Origin of the sequence: Rhodococcus sp. 05-2254-6, assembly GCF_002258565.1 — a bacterium.
In the GTDB taxonomy this organism is placed as follows: Bacteria; Actinomycetota; Actinomycetes; order Mycobacteriales; family Mycobacteriaceae; genus Rhodococcoides.
Window position 1 is genome coordinate 1 of sequence record NZ_NOZF01000048.1, and the last position, 15,628, is coordinate 15,628.

Here is a 15,628-nt window from a genome sequence, read left to right on the forward strand (position 1 = left end):
AGGGCCATGATGGTCGCAATCACCACCGCCGCGGCCGCCGACACACCGGCCGACACGACGCTGTTGGTAGTGGCCGACGCGATTCCGCCGTCGAGCAGCTCTTGTATGTGGTTGCCGCCCAATCCGATCGAGACCACGGCCGCCAGTGGAGCGCCGACCAGGGCCAGTACTGCCAACCACAGGCAGGCGCGAACCCAGGTGACGCGGTCAGCCAAGAAGATCGTTGAACGTGGCGACGGCATCGGGCTGGGAGGCGGTGATGGTGTCGAGGTCCGGGTTCAGCAGTTCGATGTCGTCGAGAGCGGGCGCGCCTTCCGGCGTGCCGACATCGGACCGAACCGGCAGGTACTGCTGCTCGACGGCGGAATCGCGTCGGCCACTACCAACAGCGTCGTGTCGGCCGGTGTGTCGGCGGCCGCGGCGGTGGTGATTGCGACCATCATGGCCCTCGTTCTCGATCGCACCGATCTGCCGGGCCGATCGGTACTGCGCCTGATTCTGCTCAGCCCGTTGCTGATTCCGCCGTTCGTCGGCGCGATCGCCTGGACAGGCCTGCTGGGCCCGAGCGGGATGATCAACTCGTACTGGAACGACGCCTTCGGCGGCGGACCGCTGTGGAACATCTACGGCGGCGACGGAGTGATCTTCTTGCTGACGGTCCACTCGTATCCGCTTGCGTACCTGATCATTTCGGCGGCGCTACGACGCGTACCCGGCGATCTGGAACAGGCGGCTCGGATCGCCGGGGCATCTCCTTGGCGAGCCATGCGCGATGTGACGCTGCCACTGCTGCGTCCCGCCCTCCTGGCGTCGCTGACGTTGACGGCCGTGTCCAATCTGGCCGATTTCGGCATTCCGGCGCTGGTCGGACTCCCCGAGCGCTACGTCACCCTGTCGACGATGGTGTATCGATACATACAGTCGGGCACCGTCGATCGACCACTGGAGGTGGTCTCCACCATCGGCATCGGGCTCCTCGCACTGGCCGTTGTCGCGGTCGCACTCGACCGCGTTCTGGGGCGTCGCTCCGTTCAGCTCGACGGTGCGGTCACGCCGCCCCAGTTACTTCCGTTGGGCCGCAGCCGAATTCCAGCGGGCATCGCTGCGTGGATCATCGGCCTCGTTCTGACGGTCCTGCCGATCCTGGCGTTGGCGACGCAGGCCCTGCTTCCGGCTCCCGGCGTGCCGCTCACCTGGAGCAATCTCACGCTGCAGAGTATCGAGAGCGCGGTCACCGCACCGGGAACCCTCGTCGGCATTCAGAATTCGGTGACGCTGGCGTTGGGAGCCGCAGTCGTCTGCGGATTCCTGGGCCTGGCCATCGGGGTATTGACCACCCGCACCAGGTCTCGCGACAACGTCGGCCTGGATCTGGCAGCGATGCTGCCGCAGGCGATTCCCGGCCTCGTCATCGCAGTGGGCTGGTTGATCATCGGCCGGTACACCGGACTGTTCGACACCAAGTGGGTCATCCTGTGCGCCTACGTGATGGCGTTCCTCGCGATCGTCGTCCAGGCCGTTCGAGCACCGCTGAGTTCCACTCCGACAGCCCTCGAAGAAGTCGCCAGATCCTCTGGCGCGTCACATCTTCGATCGCTGTGGGACGTGCCGTGGAAGATGGCGATCCCCGCTGCAGTCACCGGTGCGGTGCTCGTTGCTCTCACTGCGGTGCGTGAGCTGACCATGTCGGTGCTCCTCGTCGCTCCGGGTACACAGACCCTCGGCGTGTCCATCTTCAACCTGCAGCAGGCCGGCGACTACAACGCCGCCTCCGCCCTGTCCCTACTCGTCGCGCTCGTCGGATTCGCGGGCCTCGGCCTCGTGGCGTCCACCCGAGCCGGGCGACCGTAGATCCAACGCTGAGAAGAGAGAACCGATGTCTGCCATCACGATCGAACGTCTCGGCCTCCGGTACCACGACGGCACGGTCGGCGTGGAGGGCATCGACCTGGAGATTGCCGATGGCGAGTTCGTCGCACTCGTCGGGCCGTCGGGCTCCGGTAAGACCACGCTGCTGCGTACCGTCGCCGGCTTCCTGACCCCGACTGCCGGTTCGATCTCCATCGGACCGGATGTGGTGGCAAGCGAACAACTCTCGACGCCTCCCGAGTCGCGCAAGCTCGGCATGGTATTCCAGCAGCACGCCCTGTGGCCGCACCGCAGCGTCGGGCGCAACGTCTCCTACCCACTCGAACTGGCCAAGGTCTCCAAACCGGAGCGCACGAAGAAGGTCGCCGACGTGCTCGAGCTCGTCGGGCTGCCCGGGCTCGAGAACCGGGACCCGTCGACGCTGTCCGGTGGTCAGCGGCAACGCGTCGCCCTCGCGCGCGCTCTGGTCGGCTCGCCACGGGCACTACTACTCGACGAGGCGCTCTCGGCATTGGACGAGCCACTGCGAGACCGGCTTCGCCTCGAGCTGAGATCTCTGACGCGCGCAGCCGGTCTGACCGTCGTACACGTCACGCACGATCGCACCGAGGCCCTCGCCCTCGCAGACCGGGTGGTCGTCCTCGATCGGGGCAGCATCGCGCAGATCGGTACACCCGAGGACGTGGTGCGCGCTCCGGCGTCGGCGTTCGTCGCCCACTTCCTGTCCGACGCCACCCTCGTCGACGGCACCGTCGCCCACGGCACCTTCACCTCGGGCTCCCTGACACTCGCGGCGGAGGGCTCCGGCCCCGGGACGGTTGCAATCCTGCCGACCGATATCGAGCTCGTGCCCGACGGCGAGCGCGAGAGCACCACCAAGGGAACCGTCACCTCGTCACTCTTCGGCCGCGACGCCAGTGATGTGCTGGTGCGCTCCGGCGATGTGGACTTCCGATGCTCGGTACGCGGACCGCGTCCCGAGGTGGGTGACACCGTCGCGCTGACCGTCCGGCGGTCGTTCTTCTACCCGCGGTAGCAAGCCTCGACCGCGGATCGGCTCCCCAGTTTCGGATTTATGCCTCCGATCGGAGGCCGGAATCCATATCCGGGGAGCCGATCCCCGACCGGATCCACCCGATCAGCAGCCGACCGACCACTGTGACCCACCAGACAGAAATATTATTTGCTTAGCACATGTATTTATATATATGGTTGCAGACAGCAAGTAAATGGACATCGGCGTTGGAGTACTCATGGCAGTTCAATCCACGACAGCGGAGTCGTTGGTCGAAGAGGTCTTCCTCTTCGGGCGCACGCTGAAGCGGGCCGTGACCACCGGAGTCGAGGATTCACCACTGCCGCAGGCCCTGACCGGAGTTCTGGCCATCCTGGCGACCGAGGGTGAATGCAGGCAGACCGACCTCGCCAGCAGGCTGTGCGTCAGTCAGTCCGCCCTCAGCCGGCAGATCGCGGACCTCGTCGACCTCGGCTACATCGATCGACATCCCGATCCCGACGACCGAAGGGCGTCACGGGTCTGTGTGTCGGACATCGGTCAGGTTCGACTGACACAAATTTGGAACAGACGCGCACGCCGCCTGGCAGAAATGTTGAGCGGCTGGAGCGAGGACGAGGCACTCGATGCACTCGACTCGATCCGCAAACTGAACGACACCTTCACCGAAGACGCCCACGCCCAGCATCAGGACGTGGCACGTATTGAATCGATTGCGAGATAACACATGACCACATCTGCGGATACTCCGCCCAATCAGGCAGTCGTCGATCCCGACGCGATGTCGCATCGCCAGATCCTCGAAGCCCTCACCGGCCTGCTCGCCGCGCTGTTCACCGCGCTGCTGAGCACCACCATCGTCTCGACGGCACTGCCCACCATCATCGGTGATCTGAAGGGTTCGCAGACCGCGTACGCCTGGGTCATCACCACTGCCCTGCTGGCCAACGCTGCGTCCACTCCGATCTGGGGCAAGCTGGCCGACCTGTTCAACAAGAAGGTGCTGGTCCAGAGCGCGATTCTCATCTTCGTCGCAGGCTCACTGATCGCCGGCTTCGCGCACAACGTGCCGGTCCTGCTGGCCGCACGCGTGGTGCAGGGCATCGGCATGGGTGGTCTGACGGCTCTCGTCATCGCCATCATCGGCACCATCGTCTCCCCGCGTGATCGCGGCCGCTACTCCGGCTACACCGGTGCCGTCATGGCCGTGTCGATGTCCGGTGGCCCGATCCTGGGCGGCGTCATCGTGGACAGCCCGCTCGGCTGGCGCTGGTGCTTCTTCGTCTGCGTACCGCTGGCCGTCATCGCCCTCGGCCTGCTGCAGAAGACCCTGCACATCAAGACCATCCGCAAGGACAACGTCTCCATCGACTGGCTCGGTGCACTTCTGCTCACCGCAGGTGTTTCCGTTCTCCTCGTGTGGGTCTCGTTCGCAGGCAAGGCCGACTACTACGCCTGGCTCTCCCGTGAGACGGCCTACCTGGTCGGCGGCGGAGTGCTGTTGCTCATCCTGACGATCATCGTCGAGGCGCGGCACAAGTCGCCGATCATCCCGCTCAAGATCGTCACCGAACGCACCACCGGCCTGGCCATCGTCGCGTCCATCGCCGTCGGTGTCGGCCTCTTCGGAGCCACCACCTTCCTCGGCCAGTACTTCCAGACCGCTCGCGGCTACACCCCGACCGAGGCCGGATTACTGTCCATCCCACTGGTGTTCGGCATGCTCGTCGCCTCCGTCGGCTCCGGTCAGCTCATCACCAAGTTCGGTAAGTGGAAGCCGTTCATCGTCACCGGATCTGTTCTGTTGGTCGTCGGATTCCTGCTCCTGGGCACGATCGACCACGCGACCAGCCTGGTAACGGTCGGCATCTTCATCACCATCGTCGGCCTCGGTACCGGCATGTTGATGCAGAATCTCGTTCTCGCAGTGCAGAACACGGTCAGTGTGCAGAACGTCGGTGCGGCATCGTCGACGGTGGCGTTCTTCCGTACCTTCGGCGGCGCGATCGGCGTCTCGGTTCTCGGCTCGCTCCTGGCAACTCGGGTTGCCGAGAAGTCCGCGGCAGGCCTGGCCCAGCTCGGTGTCGACAGCTCGTCGGGTGGCGGTGGATCACTCGATCTCACCGCACTGCCCGCGCCGGTCCTCGAAGTCGTCCGCACCGCCTACGGCGACGCGACCGGACGCATCTTCATGATCGCCGGCTTCGTTGCGATCGTCACGCTGATCGCGGTGATCTTCATTCCGAATCGCCCACTGCGCCAGACGATCGACATCGCGACGGCCCCTGCGCAGGGACCCAAGGACGAGCCGCAGGACCAGCTCGCCGAGATTCCGTCCTTCGGTGACACGCAGGAGTACGTCTCCGTCGAGCGCGAGGCCGAATACGACGCCCATCGTCGCGCCGAGGGTCGGCACGAGGCTCAACCGGGACAGCGCCCCTTCGAGGGTCTGAGCACCGACGCACGTGATCGACTGCTCGCACTGCTGCTACCCGAGCCGAAGGACACGTTGGCCGCACTGGACGAGGCCGAGACCATCCGCGCCGAAGTGATCGAACTGCAGCAGGAACTCGACGCGAAGATGCTCGATTTCGATGCGGTGTGCGAGCGGCTCCGTCGCCTCGGACTCAGCGAGCAGCAGATCGCTCGAGTGTTGGGAGACAACCACATTCCCGACAGTCGCAATCATTACGCACACGCAGGCCTGAACGGACACAGCGTCAACTAGTCCCAGCCTCGACCAGGCCAAGCGTTACGGCAGTTCCCCGCACCCCCACCGGGAGTGCGGGGAATTTTCGTTCTCTATGCTCCAAGAACGGACCGGCCACCTTCTTTCGGTTCTGCACAGGCGGGAGAATCGCTCATGACACGTCGCCTCCAGATCTCCGCCGCCGCGGTCCTGGTAGCAGTGCTCGTCTGCGCATCGTGCGCCACCGAAGAGCGGACGCCCGGCGCCCCCATCGACGGTGCAACGGGGTCCGCTCCCGGACTCGGGTGGACTCTCACTCCCTCGGATGCGGGTATCGAGGGCGGCCAGTTCCGCGATCCCGTCCAGGACAGCGATACCGATTCGATGCACTCGGGTTCCATCTCCGACGGGTCGACGGTCGTCACGCTCCTCGGACGCCTGGACGGCAGGGAGTTCGTCGACGCGACCCTGGTGGGCGCGAGCATCGCGGACGGCTCGGTGCGCTGGCGCACCCCCGCGGACGATATCGTGGGCTGCGGTGAGGAATTCGTCGACGGGCAGGTCGTCTGCTACCGCGGCAACACCGGCACGACATCCGAAATCCTCACTGTCGACACCGAATCCGGAGAATCGAGCACTCGGGACGCGGCCTTTCCGATCACGAGTCTGACCACCGCAGACGGCCACGTGTACACCTCCCGGGCGGTGCGCGAGGGTGCGAGGGTCGCGGTGTTTCGCGGCACGGCGGACGCCCTCGACGCGGACTGGTCGGTGCAGTTCGATTCCACGGCCTCGCCTGACGCACCGTTCGCGTCCACAATGCACACCGAGAACGGAATCGGGTTGTTCGACGACGGCCGGGGAGTGTTCGCCTTCGACCTCGACACCGGCGACAACCTCTGGTCCAGAACGGTTCCCGACTGCGCCCGATCGGGCGTCGCCTCGCGCGACGGCGCAGTGCGGGTGGCGCGGGCCGACTGCTCGGACCCCACTACGATCGTGGGTTCGGAAATCATCGACACCGACGGAACCGTGCTCGCTGCAACGGATTCCGTGACCCTGCAGCAACCGACGTTCGATTCCCCCGCCGAGTCGAGTCCGCTACTGCTCGGAACGGGAGGCTATCGGCCGTCGAATCCCGACCCCGTGTGGACCGACGAGAGTCTGGTCTGGGCCGTTCCGTCGGACATCACCGGCCCCGCCGCGGCGTTCCTGTCCACCAACGGCCTTGCCTACGCCGTCACGGGTTCGGTTGCACTGCTGCGCAACACCGACACGGCCACCGAATCCGCGATCGACCTCGACACCGGGACCACGCTGTGGAGTCGAGAATCGGGGGCTTTCGCGGAGGTCGGTGCCCTCGACGGCGACGTCGCCACGCTGTTCGGACCGGAAGTGCTGCGCGGAATCGACGTCAGAACCGGATCCACGGTGTGGGACATCCCCGTGGCGGCGTTGGACGACGAGGGAATCGATCGGCAGTCGTGGCCGATGTTCGATCGAGTCGACAGCGACTCGATCGACACCGACTCGATCGACACCGATTCCATTTACACCAGGGCACTGAGCATCTCGCTGCTACGAGCGAGATAGATCTTCCCCCGTCGTCGACGCTGCTTACCGACCCGGAATGTACTTCAGCGCCTTGACGAAGGGCGGCATGATCTTTGCCCACAGCTTCGGCGGAAGTCCGCGCGGCCCACCGAGATTGAGCAGACGCGTCGTCGCGATGGTCTGCGACTCCGTGTACTTGAGCAGACCCTCGGTACCGTGCCTACGCCCGACACCGGACACGCCCATGCCGCCCATCGGAGCGCCGGTGGTGCCCCACGTCGGCGCGTAGCCCTCGTCGACGTTGACGGTGCCCGAATGCAGCCGCGCCGCAATGGCTTCGCCTTGCGCCTTGGTCTTGGCCCACACGCTGGCGTTGAGTCCGTACTCGGTGTCGTTGGCCTTCTCGATGGCCTCGTCGACGTCGGCGACGGGGTAGATCGACACCAGCGGCCCGAAGGTCTCGGTTGCCGCACATTCCATGTCCTCGGTGACGTTCGTCAGCAGCGTCGGCTCGTAGAACAGCGGGCCGATGTCGGGGCGTGCGTTGCCGCCTGCGACGACGGTCGCGCCCTTGACCTTGGCGTCGTCGACGTGGGCCGAGACCGTCTTGATCTGATCCTCGGAGATGAGGCTGCCCATCTCGATGCCGAATTCGTAGTCGGCTCCGAGGCTCATGTTGCGCACCCGCTGACCGAACTTCTCGGTGAACTCCGCGGCGATCGACTTCTCGACGTAGATACGTTCGATGGAGATGCAGAGCTGGCCGGAGTTGGAGAAGCAGGCCCGCACGGCCGCGTCGGACACTTCCCGGAGGTTGGCACCCTTGGCGACGATCATCGCGTTCTTGCCGCCGAGCTCGGCGGAGAATCCGATGAGTCGACGCCCGGCCTGCTCGGCCAACAGCTGACCGGTGGCGGTGGAGCCGGTGAACATGACGTACTCGGTGTTCTCGACGATGGCGGTACCCACCACCGAACCCGGGCCGGGAACCACAGCGAACAGGTCACGGGGCAGTCCGGCCTTGTAGAGCAGTTCGACGCAGGCGAGCGCGCAGTACGGCGTCTGGCTGTCCGGTTTGAGCACCACGCCGTTGCCTGCCAGCAGTGCCGGGATGGCGTCGGACACCGCGAGGGTCATCGGGTAGTTCCACGGGGAGATGATTCCGACAACACCCTTGGGCTGGTAGCGGATCCGGGTCTTGGTCAGCACGGGCAGCATGCCGGTGACCTTCTTCGGAGCCAGCAGCTTGGCGGCGGTCCGCGCGTAGTGCCGAGCGGTCATCGAGATGTCGAGAACCTCTTCGAGAGCAGCGGCGCGAGACTTGCCGGTCTCGGCCTGCGCCATGTCCATCAGCTCGTCGCGGTGCGCGAGCACCAGGTCGCGGTAGCGGTGGAAGATCTCGGCGCGCTCGGACACCGGACGCTTGGCCCAGGCCACCTGAGCTGCGCGTACGCGCGCGATCGCAGCGGTCGCGTCGGCGGCGGTGCCCACCGGGATGGTCGCCAGCTCCTTGCCGGTGAACACCTCGGTGATCGTTTTCGTCGGCCGCGATTCGGCGTCGGGGATGGCGATGAGATCGGCGAGCCGGGAGAAGGTCGAGGCGGACGGTGCTGGCATGGACTGGTCCCTACTGGTGAGTAGTGTTTTGAGTAACAGACAACCTACCTGGTCTTCGGCTCACTTCACAGGGCCGAAATTACCGAATCCTGTGGCACGATGGTCAGTGGTCTACCGGACGTCGGGGCGTACGGAGCTACAGGGTGGGAAATATATGCGCAAGGCATTCGTTCTGGCCGGAGCCGCGGCACTGATGCTGTCGTTCGCAGGGTCGGCCCAGGCCGATCCACTGCAGGATTTCATCGCTCCGCCGAGCGATCCGGATGCGTATCTCCCCACCTCACTCGGTGATCCATGGTTCGACCCGCCTGCCGGGTACGAGAACCTGCAGCCCGGCACAGTGCTGAACCGTCGCGACGTCGCGGTGACTCCCGAGGCGTCGTCCGTGCAGTTGCTCTTCCGCTCCACCGATTCGAAGAACCGACCCATCGCCGCGGCGACGACGGTCCTGACGCCCACCGCGCCGTGGACCGGAGCCGGAGATCGTCCGGTCATCGCGTACAACGAGGCAACGGACTCGCTCGGTAATCAGTGCGCGCCGTCGTACACGCTGCCGCGCGGCAACAACAAGGAAGTCGATCAGGTCCGGATTCTGCTCGACCGCGGCTACACGGTCGTCGTCACCGATTACCAGGGTCCTCGGCAGGCCTATTCGGCCGGTCTCGTCTCCGGACACACAGTGCTCGACGGCTTACGCGCATCCCAGAGTGCAGGAGTGGCTGCGGACGCGCCGATCGGCATCACCGGTTACTCCGGCGGTGCCATCGCCTCGGGTTGGGCAGCGCAGTTGGCTCCCGAGTACGCGCCCGATTTGAACATCGCCGGTGTCGCGTTCGGTGGCCCGCCGACCGACTACAAGATTTTGCAGACCTCACTGAACGGCCAGATCGGTTCCGGTCTGTTCACTGCGGCGACGATCGGATTGTCCAGGGAGTACCCGGAGATGCGGGAGCTCGCCAACGACAACGGGAAGCGACTGGCTTTGGCGCAGAAGGATCAATGCGTCGATGTGTTGTCGTATTCGGGGCTGTTGTTGCTGGACCAGCGAAACCTCTCCAACGTGCCCGATGTCTTCGACCACCCGATCACCAAGGCCGTCGTCGAAGAGAACCGGATGGGCCAGACGACGCCGGACGCACCGATCTACATCTACCAGGGGCTGCAGGACTTCCTCATCCCCAAGGAAGGTGCCGAGGCCGTGCAGGACCAGTGGTGCGCGGCGGGAGCGTCGGTTCGCCTCGAATTGGTTCCCGGAGATCATTCGGTGGCGCAGACCAACGGCCGTCCCGGTGCGTACGACTGGCTCGGGCAGCGCCTCGCCGGAGAATCCACCTCCGGGTGCGAACGTGTGACCCGATAAGCGCGGCTTGACCCTCACGCCACGGGAGGCAGCACAGTGTCTTTCGTGAGTGATTCTTCCTTCGTCGGCAACGAGACCTTCGGCAGCGACCAGGACAGCATGCAGGTCGGTGCTGTCGCACGGTTGGTGGGTGTCAGCGTCAGGACGCTGCATCATTACGACGAGATCGCGTTGGTGGTGCCGTCGGGCAGAACTCCGAAGGGCTATCGGACGTACTCGTCGGCCGATGTCGAGCGGCTGCATCAGGTGTTGACCTATCGCGAGCTCGGGTTCGCGCTCGACGTCATCGCGGCGTTGCTCGACGATCCCGCGGTCGATGCCATGGCGCATCTGCGTCGGCAGCGAGAGTTGTTGAACGAGCGAATCGATCACTTGCACGCAATGGCTGCGGCCGTGGACAAGATGATGGAGGCGAAAAAGATGGGTATGCAACTGACTCCCGAGGAGCAGCGCGAGATCTTCGGCGACAACTGGACCGGCGAAGAGTACGCAGAGGAAGCCGAGCAACGCTGGGGCGAAACCGACGAGTGGAAGCAGTCGCAGGAGCGGACGGCGTCGTTCACCAAGGACGACTGGAAGGCCATCAAGGTCGAGGCCGATCTCCTCGAAGCGGACCTCGCAGCCGCGATGCAGCGGGGTGTGTCACCGGATTCCACCGAGGCCGGGGTACTGGCCGAGCGTCATCGGGCATCGATCGAACGGTACTACGACTGCGGTTACGAGATGCAGGTGAACCTGGCGGAGATGTACATAGCCGACGAGCGATTTGCCAAGCACTACAACGGGATTGCGTCCGGCTTGGCGCAGTATCTTCGCGACGTCATCGTTGCGAACGCCGCTCGCCAGGGTTGACGCGAGCCATCGCGGACCGCTCGTGTGCGGTCGATCCCCCCCCAGACTCCGTATTTTTCGTCCGAGTCGAGTGCGTGTTGCAGGCAGCGCGCGATCACGGGGCATCGATCGCACACGAGCTTCGCCTGTCGCTCGAGGTTTCTCAGCGAGTATCCCCGCAGTCCCAGGGGCGGGTAGAACATCGAGACCGGCATCGAGCGGCAGGCAGCGTTCATCTGCCAATCCCAGTACTCGGAGATCGGTTGCATTGCTTGCGTTCTCATCGGCAGCCACCCCTTTCGATCAGAGATTCAGTAGTCGGCGGATGTTGCCGGATGTGACTGCGCGCCGGTTCCCCAGTCCGTCGCCCGCGGCTCGTGCGCTGAGCAGGGTTCTGCGATCGATCACTGTCGAAGTCCTTCGGTCCGCCGCCACAAACTGACGTTAGCGTCACATATGAGATAAACCGCAGTCAACGGTGACATGTACCAAGACAGGTCGGACTAGCATTGCGCGATGACAACCGATCGATCTACCCCGAGCCCCATGCAGTTCCTCGGGTACACGTTCGGACGCGTCCTGCCCGCGTCGATGCAAGACTGGGTTCGAAACGATCTGGTGGATAATGGCGCCCAGGTTCGCTACATCGCGCGCTTCGTTCTTCCGATCGTTCCGCTGCTACTGCTGTTCCTGCTGATCCCTGGGCCGCTGTGGATGTCCCTGGCGATGATGTCGCTGCTGTTCATTCCGCTGGTCTACTTCTCGATCGCGCTGATGAACGTCTATCGGCGGCATCGTCTGCTGATCCACGGCCTCGACCCGCAGATGATCAACGCCAAGGCCCAGAGCCGGGTCGACCGCACTCGTGACGACTACGAACGGCGTCACGGCCGCGGTTGATGTGCGAGCGATAGTCTGTGCCGCATGACGTCACCTGTGGAATTCAAGGCAACAGCTGATCTGGCCGACGAGATCGGTCCCGATATCCGCAGTTGCGACACCCAGTTCATCCAGTTCGGCAAGCACACGGAGTTCGCGGGCCCCATCACCACCATTCGCTGCTTCCAGGACAATCTGCTGGTCAAGCAGACCCTGAGCGAGCCCGGCAACGGTGGCGTACTGGTGGTCGACGGCGATGCCAGCGTGCATACCGCGTTGGTCGGAGACATCATCGCCGGACGCGGCGTCACCAACGGTTGGGCGGGTGTCATCGTCAACGGTGCAGTGCGCGACTCCGCGATTCTGCGCACGCTCGAGATCGGCGTCAAGGCACTGGGCACCAACCCCCGCAAGAGCACTCAGACCGGCTCGGGCGAGAAGAACGTCCCGGTGAGCTTCGGCGGCGTGACCTTCAACCCGGGCGAGATCGTCTACAGCGACCACGACGGCGTCGTCGCGGTCTGACCCACTACGGCGGCAGGCGTCGATGCCTGCCGCCGTGATGCTCCTACTTCACGAACGCGAGCAGCGCGTCGTTCACTTCCTGGAAGTGCGTCCACAGCAGCCCGTGCGGTGCGCCCTCGACCTCGACGTACGTCGCCTCCGGGAACACCTTGTGGAACTGCCGGCCCGTCGAATCGATCGGCAGGATGTTGTCGGCCGTGCCGTGCAGGATCAGCGTCGGCTTGCCCGATTCGCGGACCTTCTCCACATCGCCGCGGAAATCCTCGAGCCACGTGGGCACGACGGCGTAGGCAGCCACGGGCGCGCTGCCGGTCGCGGTGTTCCAGCTCGCACGGACCGCGGCCTCACTGATTCGGGTCCCGAGGTTCTCGTCGAGGTTGTAGAAGTCCTTGTAGAAACTGTCGAACCAGGCGAAGCGATCCTCGCGAGCGGCACTGTCGATGCCGTCGAACACCGACTGAGGAACGCCGGTGGGGTTGTCGTCGGTCTGCAGCAGGAACGGCTCGAGGGATGCCAGGAACGCGAACTTCGCGACGCGATCGGTGCCGTACTTCGCGGCGTATCGCGCGAGTTCACCTGTGCCCATCGAGAATCCGACCAGGATGACATCGTTCAGATCGAGCTCGGTCAGCACCTTGTCCAGGTCGGAGGCGAAGGTGTCGTAGTCGTATCCGACGGTCGGCTTGCTCGACTGACCGAATCCGCGGCGGTCGTAGGTGATCACGCGGTAGCCGGCGTCGAGCAACGCCCGCGACTGACGTTCCCAGGAGTTGCCGTCGAGCGGGTAGCCGTGGATGAGCACAACGGGCTGCCCGGTGCCGTGATCCTCGTAGTAGACCTCGACGGGGGTGGAGTTCTCGGTTCCGACGTTGATGTGCGCCATGATCCTGCCTTCCTGTGGTCCTGAGCCGAGCAGGAGAACGGTCGTTCTCACCGCGTGTGGACTACTGTAGAGAACGTTGGTTCTCTCGGCAAGGGGTAGACGATGACGAATACGGAACTCGGGCGGGACGACGTGATCCGAGCAGCGGACGCGCTGTTCTACGCCCGCGGAATTCAGGCCGTCGGCATGGACGAACTGCGCACTGCGGCGGGCATCTCTCTCAAACGCATGTACTCCCTGTTCCCGTCGAAGACCGCCATCGTGGCCGAGGTTCTTCGCGGGCGCACCCGCCAGTGGAACGACGGCATCCATGCCGAAGCCGCCGTTCACGAGTCTCCGAGAGAGAAGCTGCTGTCGATCTTCGACTTCCTGGACCACTGGTTTCGCGAGGACGACTTTCGCGGTTGTGCGTTCATCAACTCCTTCGGCGAATTGGGCGCAACCATGCCCGAGGTCGCCGACGCCGCGCATCAGCACAAGAAGAACTTCATCGAGTACGTCACCCGATTGGCCGTCGAAGCCGGCTGCGCACCGACCGTCGGACTGCAGATCGCGTTGCTCGCCGAGGGCGCTCAAACCACGGCGGCCATCACCGAACTGGCCGAATCTGCCGCTGCGGCAAAGACTGCGGCCGAGGTTCTGCTGGATTCGAGCGCGGGCCGAGCCAATCACTGACATTTGACACTGAAATTCTTCGCGGGGCGGCGTTAGCGTCGAAGACATGAGCAAGCTACGAATCCTCGCCGCCCTCACAGTGTCGACGTCCCTGCTGGTCAGTGGGTGCTCCACATCCGACGAGCCGTCAGCCGTCGAGTCGAGCACCACCACGCCCTCGATCGGAAGCATCAGAACCGACGACGTCCAGGCGGCCTTGGACGCCATGGTCGACGCCGGGTCCGTCGCCGCTGTGGCGCAGGTACGTGACGGCGAGGATTCATGGTCGGGAGCCGCAGGCCTGGTCGAACGCGACGGCACCGAGGCCGCGTCCGCCGACGACCCGGTCCGCATTGCCAGCGTCACCAAGGCAATGGTTGCTGCCGTCGTGCTTCAGCTCGTGGACGAGGGGAAGCTCGAGCTCGATCAGCAGGTCGACGAGTTGCTTCCCGGCCTGCTCCCGAGGGCGAGGACCGTTCGCCAGCTACTCGACCACACCAGCGGCGTTCCCGACTACTTCACCGGATTCGACTCGGCGGACCAGATCGCCGCGCGGGCGAATGATGCCGTCACCGACGACGAGCTGATCGCCCAGGCTGTGGCCATGCCCTGGGCGAGCGAGCCCGGTCAGGAGTTCAGCTACGCCAACACCAACTACGTCCTGCTCGGGAAGATCATCGCCGATTTGGACGGCAAGTCCATCGGACAGTCGTTGCAGGACAGGATCTTCGATCCCCTGGAGATGACCGACACGGCGTACCCCACCGATTCGATGCTCGACGCCGATGCCCTGCACGGTTACGTTCTGGACAACGGGACGTACACCGACGTCACCGAGTACGACGCCAGCATCTGGTCGGCGGGGGCGGCAGTGGTCTCCACCGTGGCCGACATGAACACCTTCTTCAGAGGGCTGTTCGACGGCACGCTCATCCCGCAGAACCTGATCGACGAAATGCAGGTCGTGACGCCGTCCACGTACGGACTCGGCCTGCTGCTCGGCGGAGACGCGTGCAACCCGGGCTCGGGCGAGCTCGTGTTCGGCAACCGCGGCAACGGCTTCGGTTACCGCACCTACGCGTTCTCGAGCCCGGACGGTCAGCGTCAGGTATCGCTGGCCTGGACCACGGCGGGGCCGAACCCGGCCGCCGATCCACTCGAGCAGCCGGCCGCCGAAGCGTTGATCGCCGGACTCACCTCGACCTGCCCGGCGTAGAACTCACAGCACGCTCACCCAGCCGTGCACCTCGTCGCCGGTGAGCGCGGCCTGGTGTCGCTTACGCAGAGTCAGCGTCACCGGGCCGGTTTCCTTGGTTCCTAGTGCGCGACCGTCGATTTCGTACACCGGAGCAACTCCGGCCGAGGTGCCGCAGACGAACACCTCGTCGGCGATGTACAGCTCGGTGAGATCGACCGTCCGCTCCTGAACCGTCAGCCCTTCCTCGCGCGCCAAAGTCAGAATGGTCCGACGGTTGATGCCGTCGAGAATGTCGCTGGTGACGTCCGGGGTCACGAGTACGCCGTTCCGGACGAGAAATATGTTCGCGGCACTGAGTTCGCACACGTGGCCGTTGATGTCGAGGAAGATGCAGTCGTCGAAGCCACTGTCGATCGCATCTTGTTTGGCGAGAACAGAATTGACGTATGCACCGTTGACTTTGGCGCGCGATGGAATGGCGTTGTCGGGGATTCGACGCCACACACTCGTCTTCAACCGCATGCCGTCCTGCGGGACAATGGGATTGGCGTCGT

At 64.7% G+C, this 15,628-nt stretch carries 15 protein-coding genes and 1 pseudogene; 11 read left to right on the forward strand and 5 right to left on the reverse strand.

Going from position 1 to position 15,628, the window contains the following annotated elements; genetic code table 11:
• A pseudogene (locus tag CH256_RS27590) lies at nt 1-215 on the reverse strand (iron ABC transporter permease); the annotation flags it as partial.
• Here CH256_RS27590 and CH256_RS05815 point away from each other — a divergent pair.
• From CH256_RS05815 to CH256_RS05835, 5 genes are all read left to right on the forward strand, one after another.
• Nucleotides 199-1,851, forward strand: coding sequence for an ABC transporter permease (locus CH256_RS05815; RefSeq protein WP_256989379.1), 1,653 nt, complete (start codon nt 199-201; stop codon nt 1,849-1,851). The pseudogene CH256_RS27590 and the gene CH256_RS05815 overlap by 17 nt on opposite strands.
• A gap of 25 nt (nt 1,852-1,876) precedes the next feature.
• The gene (locus tag CH256_RS05820; RefSeq protein WP_094669075.1) at nt 1,877-2,905 is read left to right on the forward strand and encodes an ABC transporter ATP-binding protein; all 1,029 of its coding nucleotides are present in this window, start codon (nt 1,877-1,879) and stop codon (nt 2,903-2,905) included.
• Between the two features lie 217 nt (nt 2,906-3,122).
• A complete protein-coding gene (locus tag CH256_RS05825; RefSeq protein ID WP_068045167.1) occupies nt 3,123-3,608 on the forward strand; it encodes a MarR family winged helix-turn-helix transcriptional regulator in 486 nt (161 codons plus the stop codon).
• A 57-nt stretch (nt 3,609-3,665) separates the two neighbouring features.
• The gene (locus tag CH256_RS05830; protein ID WP_068045179.1) at nt 3,666-5,612 is read left to right on the forward strand and encodes an MDR family MFS transporter; all 1,947 of its coding nucleotides are present in this window, start codon (nt 3,666-3,668) and stop codon (nt 5,610-5,612) included.
• 135 nt (nt 5,613-5,747) lie between these two features.
• Nucleotides 5,748-7,166, forward strand: coding sequence for an outer membrane protein assembly factor BamB family protein (locus CH256_RS05835; protein WP_094669076.1), 1,419 nt, complete (start codon nt 5,748-5,750; stop codon nt 7,164-7,166).
• A gap of 24 nt (nt 7,167-7,190) precedes the next feature.
• Here the strand turns inward: CH256_RS05835 and CH256_RS05840 are convergent, their stop codons facing one another.
• Entirely contained in the window at nt 7,191-8,783 is a 1,593-nt protein-coding gene (locus CH256_RS05840) for a succinic semialdehyde dehydrogenase (protein ID WP_256980806.1), read from the reverse strand.
• 115 nt (nt 8,784-8,898) lie between these two features.
• Here CH256_RS05840 and CH256_RS05845 point away from each other — a divergent pair, with 115 nt between their 5' ends.
• Both CH256_RS05845 and CH256_RS05850 read left to right on the forward strand, forming a co-directional pair.
• The gene (locus tag CH256_RS05845) at nt 8,899-10,104 is read left to right on the forward strand and encodes a lipase family protein (protein WP_094669078.1); all 1,206 of its coding nucleotides are present in this window, start codon (nt 8,899-8,901) and stop codon (nt 10,102-10,104) included.
• Nucleotides 10,105-10,203: 99 nt separating this feature from the next.
• Nucleotides 10,204-10,956 carry a MerR family transcriptional regulator gene (locus CH256_RS05850; protein WP_068045190.1) on the forward strand — a complete coding sequence of 251 codons (753 nt, stop codon included), beginning with the start codon at nt 10,204-10,206 and terminating at the stop codon, nt 10,954-10,956.
• Here the strand turns inward: CH256_RS05850 and CH256_RS05855 are convergent.
• Nucleotides 10,881-11,219 (reverse strand): WhiB family transcriptional regulator, encoded by a 339-nt coding sequence (locus CH256_RS05855; protein WP_094669079.1) that lies wholly within the window; start codon nt 11,217-11,219, stop codon nt 10,881-10,883. The genes CH256_RS05850 and CH256_RS05855 overlap by 76 nt on opposite strands.
• A 232-nt stretch (nt 11,220-11,451) precedes the next feature.
• Here CH256_RS05855 and CH256_RS05860 point away from each other — a divergent pair, with 232 nt between their 5' ends.
• Together CH256_RS05860 and rraA are read left to right on the forward strand one after the other, a co-directional pair.
• Nucleotides 11,452-11,835 (forward strand): DUF5313 family protein, encoded by a 384-nt coding sequence (locus CH256_RS05860; RefSeq protein ID WP_094669080.1) that lies wholly within the window; start codon nt 11,452-11,454, stop codon nt 11,833-11,835.
• A gap of 24 nt (nt 11,836-11,859) precedes the next feature.
• Complete coding sequence (gene rraA, locus CH256_RS05865) at nt 11,860-12,339, forward strand: ribonuclease E activity regulator RraA (RefSeq protein WP_094638506.1); 480 nt, start codon at nt 11,860-11,862, stop codon at nt 12,337-12,339.
• A 43-nt stretch (nt 12,340-12,382) separates the two neighbouring features.
• On the opposite strand, the gene CH256_RS05870 is transcribed toward rraA, so the two are convergent.
• Nucleotides 12,383-13,222, reverse strand: a complete 840-nt coding sequence (locus CH256_RS05870) for an alpha/beta fold hydrolase (protein ID WP_068045197.1) — start codon at nt 13,220-13,222, stop codon at nt 12,383-12,385.
• A gap of 102 nt (nt 13,223-13,324) precedes the next feature.
• Between CH256_RS05870 and CH256_RS05875 the strand changes: the two genes are divergently transcribed.
• Together CH256_RS05875 and CH256_RS05880 are read left to right on the forward strand one after the other, a co-directional pair.
• Nucleotides 13,325-13,897, forward strand: a complete 573-nt coding sequence (locus tag CH256_RS05875) for a TetR/AcrR family transcriptional regulator (protein ID WP_094669081.1) — start codon at nt 13,325-13,327, stop codon at nt 13,895-13,897.
• A gap of 46 nt (nt 13,898-13,943) precedes the next feature.
• Nucleotides 13,944-15,092 carry a serine hydrolase domain-containing protein gene (locus CH256_RS05880; RefSeq protein ID WP_094669082.1) on the forward strand — a complete coding sequence of 383 codons (1,149 nt, stop codon included), beginning with the start codon at nt 13,944-13,946 and terminating at the stop codon, nt 15,090-15,092.
• Between the two features lie 3 nt (nt 15,093-15,095).
• On the opposite strand, the gene CH256_RS05885 is transcribed toward CH256_RS05880, so the two are convergent.
• A partial coding sequence (locus CH256_RS05885) for an aminotransferase class IV (RefSeq protein WP_179272012.1) occupies nt 15,096-15,628 on the reverse strand: 533 nt, incomplete at its 5' end.

Coding starts and splice junctions, on each gene's coding strand:
- CH256_RS05845 (WP_094669078.1), top strand. CDS start 8,899: ATGCGCAAGGCATTCGTTCTGGCCGGAGCCGCGGCACTGATGCTGTCG.
- CH256_RS05820 (WP_094669075.1), top strand. CDS start 1,877: ATGTCTGCCATCACGATCGAACGTCTCGGCCTCCGGTACCACGACGGC.
- CH256_RS05830 (WP_068045179.1), top strand. CDS start 3,666: ATGTCGCATCGCCAGATCCTCGAAGCCCTCACCGGCCTGCTCGCCGCG.
- CH256_RS05825 (WP_068045167.1), top strand. CDS start 3,123: ATGGCAGTTCAATCCACGACAGCGGAGTCGTTGGTCGAAGAGGTCTTC.
- CH256_RS05835 (WP_094669076.1), top strand. CDS start 5,748: ATGACACGTCGCCTCCAGATCTCCGCCGCCGCGGTCCTGGTAGCAGTG.
- rraA (WP_094638506.1), top strand. CDS start 11,860: ATGACGTCACCTGTGGAATTCAAGGCAACAGCTGATCTGGCCGACGAG.
- CH256_RS05855 (WP_094669079.1), bottom strand. CDS start 11,219: ATGAGAACGCAAGCAATGCAACCGATCTCCGAGTACTGGGATTGGCAG.
- CH256_RS05875 (WP_094669081.1), top strand. CDS start 13,325: ATGACGAATACGGAACTCGGGCGGGACGACGTGATCCGAGCAGCGGAC.
- CH256_RS05870 (WP_068045197.1), bottom strand. CDS start 13,222: ATGGCGCACATCAACGTCGGAACCGAGAACTCCACCCCCGTCGAGGTC.
- CH256_RS05880 (WP_094669082.1), top strand. CDS start 13,944: ATGAGCAAGCTACGAATCCTCGCCGCCCTCACAGTGTCGACGTCCCTG.
- CH256_RS05850 (WP_068045190.1), top strand. CDS start 10,204: ATGCAGGTCGGTGCTGTCGCACGGTTGGTGGGTGTCAGCGTCAGGACG.
- CH256_RS05860 (WP_094669080.1), top strand. CDS start 11,452: ATGACAACCGATCGATCTACCCCGAGCCCCATGCAGTTCCTCGGGTAC.